This window comes from Methylobacterium sp. Leaf94 (assembly GCF_001426045.1).
GTDB lineage: Bacteria > Pseudomonadota > Alphaproteobacteria > Rhizobiales > Beijerinckiaceae > Methylobacterium.
The window spans coordinates 127,967-143,204 of the sequence record NZ_LMRM01000002.1 but is presented as its reverse complement, the minus strand read 5'-3'; the positions used below and the strand labels follow the sequence as shown (position 1 = coordinate 143,204).

The window sequence follows — 15,238 nt, the reverse complement described above, 5'->3', positions numbered from 1 at the left end:
CGCCTCAGAACCGCTCCGCCACCAGGGCTTCGGCGGCGGGGGCCGGCGCGACCGATCCGGCCGCGTCGCGCAGCAGGCCGACCACGTCGGCCGCCTCGGTGGCCACGAGGTAGCTCAGGTCGAGCCCTTCGCGGATGAAGCCCTGCCCCCGCATGTGGTCGAGGAGCGTCAGGAGGGGCGTCCAGAAATCCGCCACCGAGAGCAGCAGGATCGGCTTGTTGTGCTGGCCGAGCTGCGCCCAGGTGAGCTGCTCCACCAGCTCCTCCAGGGTGCCGATGCCGCCGGGCAGGGCCACGAAGGCGTCCGAGCGCTCGAACATCAGCCGCTTGCGGGTGTGCATGTCCTCCACGACGATGGTCTCCTGGATCTCGTCGAGCATGCGCTCGCGCGATTTCAGGAAATCGGGGATGATGCCGGTGACGTGGCCGCCGTTCTCGAGGACCGCCCGGGCGACGGTACCCATCAGGCCGACATTGCCGCCGCCGTAGACGAGGCCGATCCCGGCCTCCGCCAGGGCCTTGCCGAGGGTCACGGCCGCAGCCGTGAAGGCCGGATCGCCGCCGAAGCCCGAGCCGCAATAGACGCAGACCGTCCTTACCGGAGCCATGCCGGACCTCCCTGATGCGCAGCGGCCGGGGCCCGTCCGCCGCGGTCCACGAGCCAAACTGCTGATTTTACGGAAGATCCGGCCGTGATCCGGCGGGTATGATTTGGTGATCCGATCATGTTCGCTAATATGTCGCCATCAATCGCCGGTTTGTCGACGGGCCCGATCCCGCGGCGATGGAATTTCGGCCGCCGTGCCGGTGGACGAAGGAGTGGCGTGTCATGAGGGCGGAGTTGCGACGGAGCATCTTCCTCGCCTGCGTGGGGCTTCTGGCGGGCTTTGCCCTCGTGGTCACCCTCTACGGCGCAGGCACCCTGTTCAAGCGCGGCCTCGGATCCCCGGCGGGCTCCGGCGCCCCCGAGGAGAGCGCCCCCCCCACCGGCAAGCCCCCCGCCCGGACCGACGGCGCGGCCGAGCCGAATCCGCCGGTCCGGCGGGATGCGAGCCCCGGGGAGGGGGCGGCGCCGGCGGGAAAGCCCCTGGCGGCCCTGGGCCCGGGCCAGCCGTCGGCGCAGGCCTCGGGCACCTCGCCGGGCAGCGAGGCGCCGACCTTCGACATCATCCGGATCGAGCCCAATGGCGAGGCGGTGATCGCCGGGCGGGCCGCGCCCAACACCACCGTCGAGCTTCTGCGCGACAACGAGCCGATTGCCCGTGCGCTCGTCGACCCCTCCGGCCAGTTCGCCATCGTGCCCCCCGCCCTGCCCACCGGCAGCAGTGAGATCACCCTGCGGGTGCTCGGTGCCGACGGTCAGGCCCGGATCTCGCGCGACAGCGTGGCGGTGGTGGTCTCGCCCCATCGCAATGCCAAGCCCCTCATCGCCCTGACCTCCCCCGACAAGCCCACCATCGTGCTCTCGCAGCCGGACCCGGCTCCGGCGACGCCGGGGACCACCCTTGCCGATGCGGGCAGGACCGAGACGGGGAAAGCCGCGACCGGCAAAACCGAGCTTGGCAAGACCGAGTCCGGCAAGTCGGATCTCGGCAACACGGATTCCGGCAAGGCCGTTTCGGACAAGGCGGACGCGGGCAAGGGCACCTCGGGGAGAGATCTCTCGGACAGGGCCGGGGGCGGGCGGACCGGCAAGGCCGACGGCCGCGTCGCAACGACCGTGCCCGACGGCCGCGCCTCCCGGAATCCGGCGGCGGAGGCCGGCTCCGGCAGGGCCGACGCGGACCGCACCGGACCGGTGAAGATCGTCAGCGTCGAGGCGGAAGAGGGCGGACGGCTCTACGTCACGAGCCAAGCCCCGCCCGGGGCCACCGTGCGGCTCTATCTCAACGACGCCCTGGTGGCGCCCGGCAGTGCCGGCGCCGACGGGCGCGTGGCCTTCACCATCGGGCGCGGCGTCCGGCCGGGCGACTACAAGGTCCGGGTGGACCAGGTCGATCCCGTCTCCGGCAAGGTGAAGACCCGCTCCGAGGTCGCCTTCACCGTGCCCGCGGCCGTGGCCAAATCGGCGGCAGCGGGCGCGGGCCGATCGCCCGAGGGCGCGGCCGCCGTCGCGCAGCCGGGCACCCCGCCGGTGGCGCCCGGCCCGGTCGCACGCCTGGGGACGCCGGAGAACCCGGCCACGCTGCCCCCGGCGGCCGTGCCCCGGACAACACCCCCGAACCCGGGGACCGGAACCCCGCAAGCGCCGACGCCGGCACCCGCGTCGGCAGCCCCCGCCCCGGCGCGGCCGGCCCGGACGTCGCAGGAAGCCCGCTCACAGGAAACACCCTCGCGCGAATCCGCCTCGCGAGAATCTCCCTCGCAGGCGTCGCGTGCGCAGGACTCGGCCGCGCGGGACGCAGCCGCGTCGGGATCTCCGTCGCCGCAGGCCCCGCCCCGCGCCACCGCGGGCACGCCGCCCGCCCAGGCCGAGGCGCGCGGGCCGAAAAGTCCCGTCCCGGAGACGGCCCAGACGGCTCCCCAGACTCATGCCCAGACTCATGCCCAGATGCAGGCACAGACTCATGCCCAGATGCAGGCACAGACCCCGGCGCTCATGGACCGGAGCCCCACGGTCTTCGTCCCGGAGATCGGGACCGCGACGATCGTCCGGGGCGACAGCCTGTGGCAGATCAGCCGGCGCATCTACGGCAAGGGCACGCGCTACACGGTGATCTTCGACGCCAACCAGCCGCAGATCCGCAATCCCGACCTGATCTATCCCGGCCAGATCTTCGTCCTACCCACCGACGGCACCGCGGCTGTGCCGCAGGCCGACAAACGGGGCTGACGGCGCAGCCCCGACCCGGCTGTGCCGCAGGCCGACAAACGGGGCTGACGGCGCAGCCCCGACCCGACGGTGTCGCAACCCGACAAGCGGGGCTGACGGCGCGGCCCCTACGCGGCGGGCGCCGGCTCCGGCACGAGGGCCGGTCGCTCCTTGGGCACCGGCAGCGCCGCCTCGCTGCGCTGGAGGATCTCCAGGGCGGCGTCGGCCTCGCGCTGACGGCTCCACATGGAGGCATAGACGCCGTCCTGCTCCAGCAGGGTGGCGTGGTCGCCGCGCTCGACGATCACCCCCTTGTCGAGGACGATGATCTCGTCCGCATTGACCACCGTGGAGAGACGGTGGGCAATGACCAGGGTGGTGCGGCCCTGGCTCACGGTGTCGAGGGCATCCTGGATCTCGCGCTCGGTGAAGGAGTCGAGGGCCGATGTCGCCTCGTCGAGGACGAGGATCGGCGGTCCCTTCAGGATGGTCCGGGCGATGGCGACGCGCTGCTTCTCGCCGCCCGAGAGCTTCAGGCCACGCTCGCCCACGGGCGTGTCGTAGCCCTCCGGCAGGGCGGAGATGAAGCGGTCGATCTGCGCCAGGGCGGCGGCGGCGCGCACCTCCGCCGGGGTGGCGTCCCAGCGGCCGTAGCGGATGTTGTAGCCGATGGTGTCGTTGAACAGCACCGTGTCCTGCGGAACCATGCCGATGGCCACCCGCAGGCTGGCCTGCCGGACCCGCGAAATATCCTGGCCGTCGATGAGGATGCGGCCGCCCTGCGGCTCGTAGAACCGGAACAGCAGGCGCGACAGGGTCGACTTGCCGGCCCCCGAAGGGCCGACGATCGCCACCGTCTTGCCCGCGGGCACCGCGAAGCTGACACCCTTGAGGATGGGCCGGGCCGGGTCGTAGGCGAAGCGCACGTCCTCGAACCGCACCACGCCGTCCGAGACGGCGAGCGACAGCGCGTCCGGCCGGTCGGCGATCTCCGGGTTGCGGTGCAGGATCTGGAACATGTCGTCGATGTCGATCAGCGCCTGTTTGATCTCGCGATAGATCATGCCCATGAAGTTGAGCGGCATGGAGAGCTGCACCAGCATGGTGTTGACCAGCACGAAGCCGCCGAGGGTGGTACGCCCCGCCATGATGTCGCGCGCTGCCAGCCACATCACGATGGTCATGCCCACGGTGAAGATCACTGCCTGGCCGGCGTTGAGCACCGCGAGCGAGACGTAGGTCTGCGTCGAGGCCTTCTCGTACTTGGCCATCGAGACGTCGTAGCGTTCCGCCTCCCGCCGCTCGGCGCCGAAGTATTTCACGGTCTCGAAGTTCAGCAGCGAATCCACTGCCTTGGTGTTGGCGTCGGTGTCGGAATTGTTCATCCGGCGCCGGATCTCGATGCGCCACTGCGTCGCCTTCCAGGTGAAGGCGAGGTAGGCCGCCACCATCACGAACACGACCACCGAGTAGATCCAGTCGAACTCGTAGGCGAGGACGCCGATCACGAGCAGGAACTCGACGATGGTCGGCACCAGCGTCAGCACCATCAGGCGCGAGAGTTCCTCGATGCCGCCGCGCCCGCGCTCCAGCACGCGGGTCAGGCCGCCGGTCTTGCGCTCCAGATGGAAGCGCAGGGAGAGCCGGTGCATGTGCTCGAAGGTCTGGAGCGCGAGGCGGCGCACCGCATGCATCGCCACCTTGGCGAACAGCCCGTCGCGCACCTGCGTCAGACCCGCCATGAGGATGCGCGACAGGCCGTAGAGGCCGATCAGCAGCATCGGGGCGGCAAACAGCCCGGTGGGGATGGCCGCACCCGGCTTGGGGTCGGTCAGCGCCACCAGGGCGTCGGTGGCCCACTTGAAGGTGAAGGGCGTCACCATCGTCACGAACTTGGCGACGATCAGCAGGCCGAAGGCGAGGAAGACGCGTCGCTGCAGGTCGGGCCGGCCGTGGGGCCAGAGATAGGGCCAGAGACGGCGATAGGTGGCGACGAGGCCGGGGCGCGCGGGCGGCGCGGCCGCGGCCGGTGCCGCCGGGGCGGGATCGGTGCTCATTCGGGTCAGGAACTCGGGATGAAGAGGGCGTCGGGCCCGCATATAGGCGCCCCACCCGGCCAGCGACAGTCACGGGTGCCGGCGGGTCGGGCCTGCATGCACCGCAGGGACCCGCCGTCAGCCCTCTCCCGCCAGCCGGCGGAGCACCACGTCCCGCCCGATCAGCGGCAGCAGGCCGGCGAGATCCGGCCCGTGCTCCAGCCCGGTGATGGCGAGGCGCAGCGGCATGAACAGCGCCTTGCCCTTGGCCCCCGTGGTGGCCTTCACGGCCCCCGTCCAGGCCTTCCAGGTCTCCCCGTCCCAGGGCTCGGCCGGCAGGAGCGCGGCGGCGGCCCCGATGAAGGCCGGGTCGGCGATGACGGGGCTCACCGGGCCGGTGACCACGCGCCACCAGTCGCCCGCCTCCGAGACCTTGGCGAGGTTGGGCCGCACGGCCTCCCAGAACGCCGCGGCGCGCTCGGACGCGACCCCCTGCGCCGCGAGGCGGTCGGCGACCTCCGCATAGGGCATGACGTGGACGAGGCGGGCGTTGAGCCCGTCGAGCTCGTGCGGGTCGAACTTCGCCGGAGCCCGCGAGATCTGCGCAAGGTCGACGAGGCCGGCGAGCTCGTCCAGGCCCGCCACGGCGCGGACCGATTCGGCCGACCCGGTGAGCACGGCCAGCGAGCGCACGGCGCCCGGCTCGTAGCCGGCCTCGCGCAGGCCGCGCAGCGAGAGGTGGCCGAGGCGCTTCGAGAGCCCCTCCCCGTCCGCGGTGGTCAGGAGGTTGTGATGGCCGAAGACCGGGATCGCGCTGCTCAAGGCTTCGAAGATCTGCACCTGCACGCCGGTGTTGGTGACGTGGTCCTCGCCCCGGATGACGTGGGTGACGCCCATCTCGGCGTCGTCGGCCACGGAGGGCAGAGTGTAGAGGTAGCTGCCGTCGGCCCGGATCAGCACCGGATCGGAGAGCGAGGCGCAGTCGACATGGGCGGGGCCGCGCACGAGGTCGTCCCAGGCCACCGAGCGGGCGTCGAGCTTGAAGCGCCAGTGCGGCGTGCGACCCTCCGACTCCAGGGCAGCCCGCTCGGCCTCCGTCAGAGTCAGGGCGGCCCGGTCGTAGATCGGCGGCTGGCCACGCCCGAGCTGGCGCCGGCGGCGGCGCTCGAGCTCCTCCGGCGTCTCGTAGCAGGGATAGAGCCGGCCCATCGCCTTCAGGCGTTCGGCGGCCGCATCGTGGACCGCCACCCGGTCGGATTGCCGCGCGAACAGGTCGGGCACGATCCCGAGCCAGGCGAGGTCCTCGGAGACCGCGTCGGCGAAGGCCTGCGTCGAGCGCTCCCGGTCGGTGTCGTCGAGGCGCAGCAGGAAGCGCCCGCCCCGCGCCCGCGCGAAGAGCGCGTTGAGGAGCGCCGGCCGGGCGTTGCCGATGTGCAGGTAGCCGGTGGGCGAGGGCGCGAAGCGCACGAGGGGCGCGCCGGCGCGGGGCGTGTCGGCCTGGGGCGAGGTGGCGTGAGTCATGAGGCGCCCTCTAGACCATTTCGCCGGCCCTGAGGACTCCGGTGACGGGCGAAAGCCTCAGCCCCGGGTGCCCCATCTCACGCCCATCCGGCTCGGGGCATTCGAATCCGGCCCGAGGGCTGGTCCGCTCCCGCTGCGCGGCACGAAGGGCTTCGGCGTCAGGGTCTCGGGGATGGCGCTCTCGAACTCCTGCATCTTGGCGAATTGGCCCGCCTTGCGGAAGCGCCAGAGGTAGCCCGGCACCACCGCCTCCATGGCGGTGGGCTGCAGGCCGATGCCCTCCAGGGTACGCCCCTCGGCCTTGGCCGTCTCGGAGACGACGTTGTCGTTCTGGAGCAGGACGACCTGGTCGCGGGTGAGCTTCAGGCTGTCCGGCAGGAGGCCGAGGGTGAGGGTGTCGACCACCTCGAGAGCGCGGGCCTGGAACATCGCGGCCGGCTGCGGCAGGCCGAGGACCACGCGCTTGCGCATCGTGACCTTGAGCATGTAGCGCACCAGCGATTCCAGGGTCTCGACCTCCGGGCCGCCGAGTTCGTAGACCTTGCCGGCGGGCACGTGGCCCTCCACGGCGCGGGCCACCGCCTCGGCCACGTCGGCCACGTAGACGGGCTGGAAGCGCGACGCGGCGCCGGCCAGCGGCAGCACCGGCAGGGCACGGGCCAGGGCGGCGAAGCGGTTGAAGAAGCTGTCGCCGGGGCCGAACACCAGCGAGGGCCGCAGGATCACGTGCGGACCGCCGGCCTCGGCGACCCGGGCCTCGCCGAGGGCCTTGGTGCGGGCGTATTGCGAGGGCGAGTGTGCATCGGCGCCGATGGCCGAGACGTGGACCAGGGGCGCGCCGACGGCGGCCGCCGCCCGGGCGATCTCGCCCGCGCCTTCCGCCTGCAGCTGCGAAAAGGTCTGCTTGCCGGTCTCTTGGAGGATGCCCACGAGGTTGACGACGATGTCGGCGCCGTGGACCGCCCGGGCGATCGAGTCGGGGTAGCGCAGGTTGGCCTGGACGGCGACGATCTGGCCGACCTTGCCGAGGGGCTGCAGGAACAGGGCGAGGTCGGGCCGGCGCACGGCCACCCGGATCCGGTAGCCGCGCTTGGCCAGCGCCCGCACCACGTGGCGCCCGAGGAAGCCCGATCCGCCGAACACGGTGACGAGCTGCGAGGCGGGGCGGGTCAGGGGGAGGGTCTCGAAGCCGGTCATCGCTCGTGCGTCTCGAAAAGCGGCCCCCGCGCCGGTCCGGCCCCTGCGGGGCTTGGATCGGCGCCGGTCCTTGAGCCTGGTGCAGCGTATCTAGACCACTTCCAGGCCAGACGGGAGGCCGAACGATGAAATTCGGCCCTCGGCAGCTCCGGGGGAGCCTCAGCGCAGGCGCGGCTGGGGCTGCGGTCCGGCGACCGGGGTGCGCCGGCTGAGGCCCTTGTGGACATGCACCATCAGGGCGATGCCGAAGAGCGGGGTGACGAGGTTGAGCACCGGCACCACCATCAGGCCGGCCAGCAGCACGCCGGCGAGGAGCGTGGTGCCGCCGTAGTGGCGGCGCATGGCGCCGGCCTCCGCCATCGGCCGGAAGCGTCCGGCGGCGAGCTCGAAATACTCCCGCGACAGCAGGTAGGCATTGGCCCCGAAGAACGCGACGAGATTCACCCCCGGCACGAAGAACAGGATCAGCGCCACGAGGTTCACCAGCAGGGCGAGGCCGGCGAAGCGGACGGCGTAGAACATCGCGGTGCCGAGGGGCAGGGCGAGGCCGGGCGGCTCGCCCGGAAAGTCCGTGCGCTCGACGATCTCGGCCGCGTCGTCGAGGAAGTAGCCCGCCACCAGGATCGACACCGCCGGCATAACGTAGGCGAGGCCCACGAACAGGCCGGCCCCGGCGAAGAACACCGCCAGGGTATCGAGGAAGGGATAATCCACCGAGAGATGGTGCTGGGACAGGAACCAGTTGATCGCCCGCGTCAGTCCGAACCAGACGAGCACGAGGATGCCCACCGTGAGCCCGAGGGACTTCCACAGGATCGCGCGCAAGGGGGCTGAGAACACCTGCCGGACGGCGGCGAAGGCGGCCTGGATGAGCATACCTGGGTATCCCGTGGTCGTGGATCGATCCGTTCGTGAGGTCCCGGCCTGCGTCGCCCCCGCGCGCGCCGTGCCCCGAGGTTCTGGCGATGGCCGTGCGCAGGCGCAAGTGCGGGCCATCGCTGCACCACCCGTCCCGCCGGGCGGCGGACGGGCGATTCGCGGCGCCGACCCTGGACGCCCGAGTTTTCTGGCGTGTGACCGGCGTGCGACCGGTCGCACGGTGTCGCCCGGCACCGCCCTCTGCTAGGCCCATCGCCATCCTTCGCCGACAGGAACGAGACCGTCATCCATGCGGACGTCCCGCCCCGAGCACGAACGCTGGCGCCCGAGCATCGCGCCGCGCCTGGCCCCCCTGCCCGACGATCCGGAGGTCATCGTCGTCGGGGCGGGCGCCGCCGGCGTCGCGGCGGCGCGCGGCCTCGCGGCCCTGGGCGTCCGGGTGGCGGTCCTGGAGGCGCGCGACCGGGTCGGCGGGCGCCTCGTCACGGTCTCCCTGCGGGGTCACGCCGTCGACCTCGGCGGGCACTGGCTGCATGCGGGGCCGATCAACCCGCTGGTGCGGCTCGGAACCCAGCGGGGGGAGCCCCTGCGGATGGCGGCCCAGGAGAGCCATCTCTGGGTCGGGCGCCGGCGCGGCCGGCCGGCGGAGGCGGCGGCCCTCGGCCGTGCCTTCGCAGTGGCCGACCGGGCGATGAGCACCCAGGCGGGCTGGGCGGGGCCGGACCGGCCGGCGGCCACCGCCCTGCCGCCGGGCCTCGGACCCTGGGGCCGGCGGGTCGAGCGCGTCCACGGCCTGGTCTCCGGGCAGTCCCTCGCCCGCGTCTCGCTCCAGGACTTTCCCAGCATGGAGTACGGCGACAACCGCTTCATCGCCGGGGGCTACGGCGGTTATCTCGCCCGCCTCGCCCAGGGGCTGCCCATCGCCCTTGGGACGCCGGTCACCGGCATCGACTGGTCGGGCGCGGGCGTACGGGTGCACACGGGATCTCGGAGCTTCGCGGCCCGGGCCGTCATCGTCACGATACCCACCATGGTGCTGCGGGCCGCGCCTCTCTTCACCCCCGTCCTTCCCCCGGAGGTCGCGGAGGCGATCACGGGATTCGCCACCGGCATCTACGAGCATGCGGTGCTGCACTGGCCCTCCTGCCCATTCCGGGGGGCGGACCGGCTCGCGAGCCTCGTCGGCGGGCGCGAGGCGAGCCCGGGCCTCCTCACCCGGATCGACGGCACGCCGTTCCACTTCTTCGAGCTCGATGCGCCGATGGCCGCCGCCCTCGACGCCCGTGGGGCCGGGCCGGACGGGGTCCGCCACCTGGTGCGGGCGACGCTCGCCGCACATGTCGGCGCCCGCGCCCTGCACGACCTGAGCATCCCGGCGGTGAGCGCGTGGCGCCACGACCCCTGGGCGCGCGGATCCTGGGCCGTGGTGCCGCCGGGCCATGCCGATGCCCGGGTCCGCCTGCAGGCGCCCGTGGCGGACCGGATCTGGTTCGCCGGCGAGGCCTTGTCGCGCCTGCAATGGGGCACGGCGGGGGGCGCCTATGCGGAGGGCGCGCGGGCCGCCGCGGCGGTGGCCGAGCGCCTGCGCGCTTAGGACGGCCTCAGGCCGGCGCCCGGCGGAACATCAGGGGCAGGAGGGGGAAAATCTCGCCGAAGCGCACCGGCAGGGATGCGATGAGGTGGGGGATTTCGTCGGCCGGTCGGGCCGGGCTGAAGAGGAAGCCCTGGATGTCGTCGCAGCGGCTCGCCCTGAGCATCTGCGCCTGCTCCCTCGTCTCGACGCCCTCCGCGGTGACGGTGATCGAGAGCTTGCGCGCGAGGGTCAGGATCGCCTCGATGATCGCCAGGCATTCGGGTCGGCTGTCCATGTCCTTGATGAAGGAGCGGTCGATCTTGATCTTGTCCACCGGGAACCGGATCAGGTAGCTCAGCGACGAGTAGCCGGTGCCGAAATCGTCGAGCGCCACGCGGATGCCCAGGGCGCGCAACTCGTTGAGGTTGGCGATGGTCGTCGCGTTCATCTCGAAGAACACCGACTCGGTGACCTCAATCTCCAGGCGCTCCGGCCTCAGCCCGCTGGCCTCCAGCGCCTGGGTCACGTCGGCGACGAGGTCGGTGTTCCGGAACTGGATCGGCGAGAGGTTCACCGCCAGCCGGATGTCGTCGGGCCAGCGCGCGGCCTCCCGGCAGGCCTGCATCAGGACCCAGCGGCCGATCTCGGTGATCAGGCCCGAGGCCTCGGCGACGGGCACGAAATCGGCGGGGGAGACCGGGCCGCCGGCGCCGCGGGTCCAGCGCAGCAGGGCCTCGAAGGTACGGACCCGACCGTCCTCCAGACCCACCAGGGGCTGGTAGTGCAGGCTAAATTCGCCCTGCGCCACCGCCCGCTTGAGATCGACCTCGAGCTCGCGCCGCAGGCGCATCGTCGCCTCGAGGTCGGGCGAGAACACCCGGACCTTGCCGCGGCCGGTGGCCTTGGCCCGGTAGAGGGCGAGATCGGCCTTGCTGAGGAGGCCTTCGGGGCTGTGCGCATCGCGCGGCGCCAGGGCGAGGCCGACGCTGGCGCCGATCTCCACCTGAACCCCGTCGAGAGTGTAGGGTGTGCTCAGGGCCGCGATGAGGCGCCGGGCCAGTTCGGTCAGGGCATCCTCGTCGCCGCCGGGCAGGAGGATGGCGAACTCGTCGCCGCCGAGGCGCGAGACCAGCCCCTGGGGCGGGACCGTGCCGGTCAGGCGCTGGGCCACCCGGACCAGCAGGACATCGCCGAGGGCATGGCCGAAGGTGTCGTTGACGAACTTGAAGCCGTCGAGGTCGAGATAGAGCAGCGCGCAGGCCTCGCCCCCGGTCTGCGCCCGGGCGCAGAGCTGGGTCGCCACGCCCTGGAACTGGGTCCGGTTGGCCAGGCCCGTCAGCGGGTCGTAGCTCGCCAGATAGGCGATCCGCGCCTCGGACTGGCGGGTGTCGGTGATGTCCGAACCGACCCCGCGAAAGCCCAGGAAGGTCTCGCCGCCGTCGGTGATGGGCCTGCCGCTGAGGCGCCACCACCGCGTCAATCCGCCGATGGTGACCTCGACGACGCGCTCGCGAAAGGCCTTGCGCCCGGCGACGAGGGCCAGGATCTCGGCGATCTCCGGGGTCATCCGACGGGGCTTGCGAACGCCGAGAAAGAGCGCCGCGAACGGCGCCTCGTGCAGGATCGCCGGGTCCTCGCCCGCCACCTGGCCGATGCGCTCGGACACGTGCTGGAGGCGTCCCAGCGGGTCGGTCTCCCAGAGCCAGTCGCTGGTGCTCGCCTCGAAGTCATGGAGCAGCAGGCTGATCGTCTCGTTCTGCTCGCCGACCCGGACGCGATCGATGATCCGCTGTTCCGAGAGGCGTCCCATCCGCCCGGCGGTGAAGGCGACGAAGGCCGAATAGACGCCCATCAGCATCGCCAGCCACCCGTTGGCGGCCCCTCCGACGAGGAACAGGGCGGCGAGGCTGCCCAGGGCGATCGGCGCGGAGTAGACCAGGCCGAGATGCGCGAGCGAGCCGAAGGTGTAGGTGGTGGCCATCAGGCCGGCCCCGATGGCCACCACGAAGGTCTGGTCCTGGGTGCCCGCGGTGGGGAGGATCATCAGCGGCATGCTGGCCCAGGCCAGCCCCAGGATCAGCGAGAACAGGGCGGCGAGCCGATGCCCGGTGACGACGTCGCGCTCCCCCAGGCGCCGCCGGCGGTAGCGCCGCGCCCCGATCGCCGCGAGGGTGATGGGACCGGCGACGCTGCCGAACAGGATCAGCAGGTAGGTCCGGTGCGCCTCGCTCCAGAAGAGCAGCAGCACGGCACCGACGACCACCGTATGGGTCAAGGCCAGGTAGGGTGCGAATTGCAGCACCTCGTCGAGATGGCCGGCGCGGGCCTCCAGATCGTAGCGATTGGTCCGAAGGCTCGCGGCGCGGGACGGCGCCCCCTCGGCCGCCGGCTCCGGGCTCCCCGGTGCCGAGGCGCGAACGCGATCACCCGCCCGGCGTCCCCACGTGGCCTCGCGCACCCGCGCCCCGGCGGCGGGGGAGACGAGCGGCCCGGAGGCGAGGGAGGGGCAGGCGAGGACGGGGGCAGGTGGACGCGGCATCAGCTGAGCGATCTTCAGGTTATCGCCAGCAGTGGGGGCCTGCCGGATCGACCCGACCGGACAGGACTTGACGGAATCGGGGTCGCATCGTCCGCGTACCGCATCGTCAAGTCTCCGACTGGAGGGCGAGGCCACAGGCTAGTCCCGATCATTTGATAGAAACTTAATTGTAGCCTTTCGCGCAGTCCCGCAGCGGTTGCGTCGCCAGTTATCCCGTCCCGGATCGCCCCCTCCTGATCGCCTCAGAAACCGGACCGGCCTCGGACGGGCCGGAGGCACTCCCGCGTCACGAGAAGAGATCGCGCGTCACAACAGGACGTGGGGGCCGAGATCCTTCGCCGGAAGGGGCTGGAGGAACGCCGCGCCGATGCCGTCCTCGAAGCAGCGCGCGACCGTGGCCGGCGTTCGGCCCAGGGTGATCTGCGTGCCGGGCTCCAAGCGGATGTCGATCCGCACGGCCGCGCCCGAGGCCGAGACGTTGAGGAGGCGGCCCGGGATCCGGGTGCCGCAGGACATCGTGACGAGGATGTCGGGCGAATCCGGCACGAAGCGCGGATGGACGCGCTGGGGCACCTCGCCGCCGTTCTGCTCGGCGGCGAGGTCGAGCAGGCGACGCACGATGACGGGCAGCGGGGCCTCGGCGCGGATCACCCGGGTGACGAACTGCTCCTTGCCGCCCTCGATGACCTGGGCTTCCATCGCGCCCGCGTGCCGGATGCTGCAGGACAAGATCTCGCCCAGGGACGGCACGACGGACGAACGGAAGCGAAGACCTGTGACGGAGAGATCGGCGGTGACGGCGTAGAAATCGGCACGATACCGATTCCAGCAGAGGGCAGGCAGGATCACTCTCGTCTGCGTTGCTGTGAGGGTCTCGCCCATGGCCATCCTGAGGTTGCGGAGCCATAAGACGGGCCGCCCCCCGACATTCCTTTACCCGAACGCCGAAAATTTGATCCAACCGGGCCCGGGAAGGCCGGCCATGCACGATTTCCGTGCAGAAGGCCCTGCTCGGAATCCTCGCACGCCGCATCGGTGCGGACCCGCCCCTCACCCGGTCGGACGGGCTAGGGATGGCAGTCGCTGCTCGACGCCAGGGTGTCGAGGCGGGTGAGGTCGCCGACCACCGCGAATTCGCCGTAGTTGAGCCGCAGCGCGCCGCTGACGCCGTTCTCGTAGAGGTCGAAGCTGAGGACGTAGATCGGCGTGCGCTCGCCCTCGCCGGGAATGTAATAGCTCAGGGTGACGGGCCAGCGCGGCACGGTCGCCATCGGCCCCTCCCGCAGGGGCTTGTCGCGCTCGGCCGCCTTGTCGGAGGCCGCCGGCGCCGGGACCTGACGGCCGATGACCGCGAGGGTGTCGTAAACCTTGCGCCCATCGTCGGAGCCGTCGAAGACCTTGACGGAGACGGTGCTCTGCCCGTCGCGGGCCGCCTGGATCAGGCGCCGCATGTGCACCGTGGGGAAGAGGACCTCGCCCGCATCCTGGAACTGGTCGCGCTTGGGCTCCTTCAGCTTGACCTTCAGGAGGTCGGAACTCGATTCGGCGGTGCCGTCCACAGCCTGGCCGGGCGTGCCGTTGAGTACCGTGCTGGTCTTGAAGCGGTAGCTGCGCCCGTCCCCGCTCTCGAACGTGCTGTTGCGCAGGTCCGAGGTGCGGCTGCCGGTCTCGCCACTCTCCAGAACGGTCACCTGGCGGGTCTGCATCGTGTAGCCCTTGCAGGCATCCCCGGTGAAATCGATGACGATGCGCCCCCGCGCGCTCTCCACCGCCCGCGTGCCGCTGCTCTCGGCGAGGGAGAGATCGTAGACGGCCCGATGGTTGGCGAGGGTGATCGGCGCGGCGGCCCCTGCCCCGGTCGCGAACAGGACGAGACCGACGGCGATGCCGGGGACGGCCAGCCGCGCCCTCGGGACGGCTGCACTCACGCTGGGACGACGCATGGACTCTCCTGACAGGACGGGGCCGGAGGACAGGGGCCCCGCCGACGCCCCTCAGATAGGGCACCCCGCGGGCCCGCGCGAGGCTCGGTCCCCCCGTCCGCATTCGCCGCGCCGACGGGGCGCCCTAGATCGGATCGGAGAAGAAGAACCGGAAGACGGGAGAAGGAAACGCCCATGGACGCCGATACCCTGCGCTCGCTCCAGGCCCCGATCAAGGACCGCTACCGCAACGCCCCGGACTCGGCCGTGGTGACCCTGCGGGCCCGGGGCAGCCTCGACGACACGGCCATCGCTTGCAAGGTCGAGACCGGGCGCGCCCTCGCGGTGGCGGGCCTGCACCCGGCCACCGGCGGCTCCGGCGCCGAGCTCTGCTCGGGCGACATGCTGCTCGAAGCCCTGGTGGCCTGCGCCGGCGTGACCCTGAAAGCGGTGGCCACCGCGATCGGCGTCGCGCTCCGGTCCGGCACGGTGAGCGCCGAGGGCGACCTCGATTTCCGCGGCACCCTCGGGGTCGACAAGGCGGCGCCCGTGGGCTTCCGCGCGATCCGCCTCACCTTCGCCCTCGACACGGACGCCCCCCCGGACAAGCTCGACCAGCTCCTCAAGCTGACAGAGCGCTACTGCGTCGTGTTCCAGACCCTGAACCACAAGCCGGAGCTGGCCGTCACCCTCGCGCAGGGCTGACCGGCAGCGCCGGGTTTCGCGCCGGGGCGAATGATCCCGGGGCCGTGCTGGCGCG

11 protein-coding genes are annotated in these 15,238 nt (G+C 71.9%); 3 read left to right on the top strand and 8 right to left on the bottom strand.

The window, feature by feature from the left end; translation table 11 throughout:
• Nucleotides 1–4: 4 nt before the first annotated feature.
• Nucleotides 5–607: a TIGR00730 family Rossman fold protein gene (locus ASG63_RS02380; protein WP_056211684.1), complete on the bottom strand. Its 603-nt coding sequence runs from the start codon at nt 605–607 to the stop codon at nt 5–7.
• A 221-nt stretch (nt 608–828) separates the two neighbouring features.
• Here ASG63_RS02380 and ASG63_RS02375 point away from each other — a divergent pair, with 221 nt between their 5' ends.
• On the top strand, nt 829–2,832 hold the full coding sequence (locus tag ASG63_RS02375) for a LysM peptidoglycan-binding domain-containing protein (RefSeq protein WP_056211682.1): 2,004 nt from the start codon (nt 829–831) through the stop codon (nt 2,830–2,832).
• Nucleotides 2,833–2,939: 107 nt separating this feature from the next.
• Here the strand turns inward: ASG63_RS02375 and ASG63_RS02370 are convergent, their stop codons facing one another.
• The 4 genes from ASG63_RS02370 to ASG63_RS02355 all read right to left on the bottom strand — a co-directional run bounded on the left by ASG63_RS02370 (nt 2,940) and on the right by ASG63_RS02355 (nt 8,441).
• Nucleotides 2,940–4,868 (bottom strand): ABCB family ABC transporter ATP-binding protein/permease, encoded by a 1,929-nt coding sequence (locus ASG63_RS02370; RefSeq protein ID WP_056211681.1) that lies wholly within the window; start codon nt 4,866–4,868, stop codon nt 2,940–2,942.
• Nucleotides 4,869–4,985: 117 nt separating this feature from the next.
• Nucleotides 4,986–6,368, bottom strand: a complete 1,383-nt coding sequence (gltX, locus tag ASG63_RS02365) for a glutamate--tRNA ligase (protein ID WP_056211679.1) — start codon at nt 6,366–6,368, stop codon at nt 4,986–4,988.
• Nucleotides 6,369–6,425: 57 nt separating this feature from the next.
• Entirely contained in the window at nt 6,426–7,565 is a 1,140-nt protein-coding gene (locus ASG63_RS02360) for a complex I NDUFA9 subunit family protein (RefSeq protein WP_056211677.1), read from the bottom strand.
• Nucleotides 7,566–7,724: 159 nt separating this feature from the next.
• Complete coding sequence (locus ASG63_RS02355) at nt 7,725–8,441, bottom strand: sulfate transporter family protein (protein WP_056211675.1); 717 nt, start codon at nt 8,439–8,441, stop codon at nt 7,725–7,727.
• A 292-nt stretch (nt 8,442–8,733) separates the two neighbouring features.
• Here ASG63_RS02355 and ASG63_RS02350 point away from each other — a divergent pair, with 292 nt between their 5' ends.
• Nucleotides 8,734–10,038 carry a flavin monoamine oxidase family protein gene (locus ASG63_RS02350; RefSeq protein ID WP_056211673.1) on the top strand — a complete coding sequence of 435 codons (1,305 nt, stop codon included), beginning with the start codon at nt 8,734–8,736 and terminating at the stop codon, nt 10,036–10,038.
• 7 nt (nt 10,039–10,045) lie between these two features.
• Here ASG63_RS02350 and ASG63_RS02345 read toward each other — a convergent pair whose 3' ends face one another.
• The 3 genes from ASG63_RS02345 to ASG63_RS02335 all read right to left on the bottom strand — a co-directional run bounded on the left by ASG63_RS02345 (nt 10,046) and on the right by ASG63_RS02335 (nt 14,499).
• Nucleotides 10,046–12,556, bottom strand: coding sequence for a putative bifunctional diguanylate cyclase/phosphodiesterase (locus tag ASG63_RS02345; protein ID WP_056211671.1), 2,511 nt, complete (start codon nt 12,554–12,556; stop codon nt 10,046–10,048).
• Between the two features lie 306 nt (nt 12,557–12,862).
• The gene (locus ASG63_RS02340; protein WP_056211668.1) at nt 12,863–13,438 is read right to left on the bottom strand and encodes a PilZ domain-containing protein; all 576 of its coding nucleotides are present in this window, start codon (nt 13,436–13,438) and stop codon (nt 12,863–12,865) included.
• A 185-nt stretch (nt 13,439–13,623) separates the two neighbouring features.
• A complete protein-coding gene (locus tag ASG63_RS02335; RefSeq protein WP_056211666.1) occupies nt 13,624–14,499 on the bottom strand; it encodes a cell envelope integrity EipB family protein in 876 nt (291 codons plus the stop codon).
• A 174-nt stretch (nt 14,500–14,673) separates the two neighbouring features.
• Between ASG63_RS02335 and ASG63_RS02330 the strand changes: the two genes are divergently transcribed.
• A complete protein-coding gene (locus tag ASG63_RS02330) occupies nt 14,674–15,183 on the top strand; it encodes an OsmC family protein (RefSeq protein WP_056211665.1) in 510 nt (169 codons plus the stop codon).
• Nucleotides 15,184–15,238: the final 55 nt, after the last annotated feature.

Excerpts from the sequence above, each read along its gene's own strand:
- ASG63_RS02370 (WP_056211681.1), bottom strand. The coding sequence starts at position 4,868 with ATGAGCACCGATCCCGCCCCGGCGGCACCGGCCGCGGCCGCGCCGCCC.
- ASG63_RS02345 (WP_056211671.1), bottom strand. The coding sequence starts at position 12,556 with ATGCCGCGTCCACCTGCCCCCGTCCTCGCCTGCCCCTCCCTCGCCTCC.
- ASG63_RS02375 (WP_056211682.1), top strand. The coding sequence starts at position 829 with ATGAGGGCGGAGTTGCGACGGAGCATCTTCCTCGCCTGCGTGGGGCTT.
- ASG63_RS02355 (WP_056211675.1), bottom strand. The coding sequence starts at position 8,441 with ATGCTCATCCAGGCCGCCTTCGCCGCCGTCCGGCAGGTGTTCTCAGCC.
- ASG63_RS02350 (WP_056211673.1), top strand. The coding sequence starts at position 8,734 with ATGCGGACGTCCCGCCCCGAGCACGAACGCTGGCGCCCGAGCATCGCG.
- ASG63_RS02335 (WP_056211666.1), bottom strand. The coding sequence starts at position 14,499 with ATGCGTCGTCCCAGCGTGAGTGCAGCCGTCCCGAGGGCGCGGCTGGCC.
- ASG63_RS02380 (WP_056211684.1), bottom strand. The coding sequence starts at position 607 with ATGGCTCCGGTAAGGACGGTCTGCGTCTATTGCGGCTCGGGCTTCGGC.
- ASG63_RS02330 (WP_056211665.1), top strand. The coding sequence starts at position 14,674 with ATGGACGCCGATACCCTGCGCTCGCTCCAGGCCCCGATCAAGGACCGC.
- gltX (WP_056211679.1), bottom strand. The coding sequence starts at position 6,368 with ATGACTCACGCCACCTCGCCCCAGGCCGACACGCCCCGCGCCGGCGCG.
- ASG63_RS02360 (WP_056211677.1), bottom strand. The coding sequence starts at position 7,565 with ATGACCGGCTTCGAGACCCTCCCCCTGACCCGCCCCGCCTCGCAGCTC.
- ASG63_RS02340 (WP_056211668.1), bottom strand. The coding sequence starts at position 13,438 with ATGGGCGAGACCCTCACAGCAACGCAGACGAGAGTGATCCTGCCTGCC.